Source organism: Streptomyces sp. NPDC093018, assembly GCF_040684035.1.
Lineage (GTDB): Bacteria > Actinomycetota > Actinomycetes > Streptomycetales > Streptomycetaceae > Streptomyces > Streptomyces murinus.
Map to the genome: position 1 here is coordinate 1 of NZ_JBFBFF010000042.1, position 3,234 is coordinate 3,234.

3 protein-coding genes and 1 pseudogene are annotated in these 3,234 nt (G+C 70.5%); 1 reads left to right on the forward strand and 3 read right to left on the reverse strand.

Features of this window, described 5'->3' with window-relative positions:
* Positions 1-95: pseudogene (locus tag AB0N90_RS37535) on the forward strand (transcriptional regulator); the annotation flags it as partial.
* A gap of 72 nt (positions 96-167) precedes the next feature.
* On the opposite strand, the gene serA reads toward AB0N90_RS37535, so the two are convergent.
* The 3 genes from serA to AB0N90_RS37550 form a co-directional block, all read right to left on the reverse strand.
* Positions 168-1,754 (reverse strand): phosphoglycerate dehydrogenase, encoded by a 1,587-nt coding sequence (gene serA, locus AB0N90_RS37540; protein ID WP_365203970.1) that lies wholly within the window; start codon positions 1,752-1,754, stop codon positions 168-170.
* An 80-nt stretch (positions 1,755-1,834) separates the two neighbouring features.
* A complete protein-coding gene (fdxA, locus tag AB0N90_RS37545) occupies positions 1,835-2,158 on the reverse strand; it encodes a ferredoxin (protein WP_086810390.1) in 324 nt (107 codons plus the stop codon).
* Positions 2,159-2,190: 32 nt separating this feature from the next.
* A complete protein-coding gene (locus AB0N90_RS37550; protein ID WP_365203973.1) occupies positions 2,191-3,228 on the reverse strand; it encodes a 2-oxoacid:ferredoxin oxidoreductase subunit beta in 1,038 nt (345 codons plus the stop codon).
* Between the last annotated feature and the right edge of the window lie 6 nt (positions 3,229-3,234).

A 3,234-nucleotide genomic window follows, 5' to 3' on the forward strand; every position in this document is an offset into this window, starting at 1 on the left:
ACCCAGAAAGGGTGTCTCGGCTGGCACGCAAGTATGCAATGCTGCGGACACAGGCCCTGAACATCCAGTACTCCAAGGGCTTGCTCGACCGTCTGGCCCGCCGGGACATGCGTACTCCCCCGCTCCGGGTGCGGGGCGGGGGAGGACGGGTGCGACGGGCGCGTTCCCTACGTCGTCAGGCGGACAAAACGCGCGGACGCCTCGTCGAGCGCGGCCACGAGGCGGTGCACGAGGGACTCCGGGACGTCGCTGTCGACGGACATGGCCGCCATCGCCCTGCCGCCGGACCGGGCGACCGCCATATCGGCGATGTTGACGCGGGCGGCACCGAGGATCTGTCCGGCCTTGCCGATGGCCCCGGGTTCATCGGTGTACCAGAGGAAGAGCATGCGGCCCGTCAGGCCCAGATCGATCTCGTGCTCCCCGACCTCCACGAGCTTGTGGACGCGCTGTCGACCGGACAGCGCGCCGGCCACGGCCAGGGGCGTGCCATCGGGCAGTACGCCGCGGATCGCGAGGGCGCTGCAGTGGGCGGGGCTCTCGGAACTGGTCGCGAAGCGCACGAAGACACCGGTCTCGCGAGCGAGCTCCGCCGCGTTCACCAGCGAGAGCGGCGTGGAGGTGAGCCGGGCGAGGACCCCTTTGAGCGCGCCGGCCCGCAGGACCGTCACGTCATGGCGGGTCACCTCGCCGCGGACCTCGACCTCCAGTTGCGTGACCGTCCGGCGTCCCGCGAGTTCCGTGAAGAGGCGGCCGAGGTCGTCGGCGAGCGCCAGGTAGGGATGGACCTCGTCGGCGACGGGGCCGCCCGGGGCGTTCACCGCGTCGGGCACCAGTTCCCCCTGAAGGACCCGGCGCACCGCGTGGGCCACGGCCGTCCCGGCTCTCTCCTGCGCCTCGTGGGTGGAGGCGCCGAGGTGCGGGGTGACCACCACGTTGTGCAGTGAGAACAGCGGGGAGGCGGTGCACGGCTCCACCGCGAACACATCCAGCCCGGCTCCGGCGACGCGTCCGTCCTTCAGCGCCGCGGCCAGCGCGTCCTCGTCCACGATGCCGCCACGCGACGCGTTGACGATCCGCACGGAACTCTTGACGAGGGCCAGCTCGCGCTCGCCGATGAAGCCGGCCGTCTCCGGTGTCCTGGGCAGGTGCACGGTGACGAAGTCGGCCTGCCGGAGCAGTTCGTCGAGCGGGACGAGACGTGCGCCCGCGCGCAGGGACCGCTCCTTCGTGGCGTAGGGGTCATGGGCGAGGATCCGCATGCCGAACGCGGACATCCGCTGCGCCACCAGGCTGCCGATGCGGCCGAGCCCGATGACGCCCAGGGTTTTGTCCGCCAGTTCCACACCGGTGTACTTCCGGCGGTCCCACGCACCGCTCTTGAGTGAGAAGTCGGCCTGCGGGATGGTGCGGGCGGTGGACAGCAGCAGTCCGCAGGCGAGTTCGGCGGCGCTGACCACATTGGCCCGGGGGGCGTTGACGACCAGGACGCCGGCCTTGGTGGCCGCCGGGACCTCGATGTTGTCCAGGCCGACGCCGGCCCGTGCCACGACCCGGAGATGGCGCGCGGCGTCGATCACCTGGGCGTCCACCCTGGTGGCGCTGCGCACCAGCAGGGCGTCCGCGTCGGCGACGGCGGCCAGCAGTGCCGCCCGGTCGGTCCCGTCGCAGTGCCGGACGTCGAGGTCCGGGCCGAGCGCGGTGATCGTGGCGGGCGAGAGTTCTTCGGCTATGAGGACTGAGGGCTTGGCCATGGTGAGAACTCGATCCGTGAAAGGCGCGCGGGGCGGAAGGGTCGAAGAGGACGGCGGTAGCGGTACCGGCGGCGATCGGATCAGGTGGTGGACGGTGCGGGAACGGCGTCCACCACCGCGTGGTCGGCGGCGAGCGGGGCATGACCACGCGCACCGCCGGGAAGGCCCAGGCCGTCGAAGACCTCCCGGTCCGCCGTGCGGAACGCGCTGAGCTCCTCCGGCAGATCGTCCTCGTAGAAGACCGCCTCGACGGGGCAGACCGGCTCGCAGGCCCCGCAGTCCACGCACTCGTCCGGCTGGATGTACAGCTTGCGCGGGCCCTCGTAGATGCAGTCGACCGGGCACTCCTCCAGACATGCCTTGTCCTTGATGTCCACGCAGGGTTGAGCGATGACGTATGCCATGGGTGTCTCCGGAGTCAGCGTTTCGTCGGGGGTCAGCCGGCCACGGTCCAGGTGTCGTTGCCCGCGAGCAGCGCGGCGAGGTCGCCCTTGCCGTGCAGTTCGTGGGCCGTGTCGAGCTGGTCGGCCATCAGCGTGTCGTAGACGGGGCGTTCGACCGAGCGGAAGACGCCGATGGGGGTCCGGTGGAGGGTGTCGGGGTCGGCGAGCCTGGAGAGGGCGAAGGCCGTCGCGGGCGAGGCGGCGTGGGCGTCGTGGACGAGGACACGGGACTCGTTCTCGTCGGTGTCGGTGTCGGTGACGACCGCGAGCTCACCGGTGGCCGGATCGCGGACGACCGCCTTGTCGAGCCCGGCGCCGAAGCGGATCGGCCGCCCGTGCTCCAGCCGGATGACGGCCTCCTCGGCCCGGTCCTTGTCCTTCAGGGCCGCGAAGGCGCCGTCGTTGAAGATGTTGCAGTTCTGGTAGATCTCCACGAGTGCGGTGCCCGGGTGTGCGGCGGCGGCGCGCAGGACCTCGGTGAGGTGTTTGCGGTCGGAGTCGATGGTCCGGGCCACGAACGACGCCTCCGCGCCGATCGCCAGCGAGACGGGGTTGAAGGGGGCGTCGAGGGAGCCCATCGGGGTCGACTTGGTGATCTTGCCGACCTCGGAGGTGGGCGAGTACTGGCCCTTGGTCAGGCCGTAGATCCGGTTGTTGAACAGCAGGATCTTCAGGTTCACATTGCGGCGCAGGGCGTGGATGAGGTGGTTGCCGCCGATGGAGAGTGCGTCGCCGTCGCCGGTGACGACCCATACGCTGAGGTCGCGTCTGCTGGTGGCGAGGCCGGTGGCGATGGCCGGGGCGCGGCCGTGGATGGAGTGCATCCCGTAGGTGTTCATGTAGTACGGGAAGCGGGAGGAGCAGCCGATCCCGGAGACGAAGACGATGTTCTCCCTGGCCAGCCCGAGTTCCGGCATGAAGCCCTGGACGGCGGCGAGGATCGCGTAGTCGCCGCAGCCGGGGCACCAGCGCACTTCCTGGTCCGACTTGAAGTCCTTCATGGACTGCCCGGCCTCGGCTTTGGGCACCAGCTGGAG

Coding starts and splice junctions, on each gene's coding strand:
- serA (WP_365203970.1), bottom strand. CDS start 1,754: ATGGCCAAGCCCTCAGTCCTCATAGCCGAAGAACTCTCGCCCGCCACG.
- fdxA (WP_086810390.1), bottom strand. CDS start 2,158: ATGGCATACGTCATCGCTCAACCCTGCGTGGACATCAAGGACAAGGCA.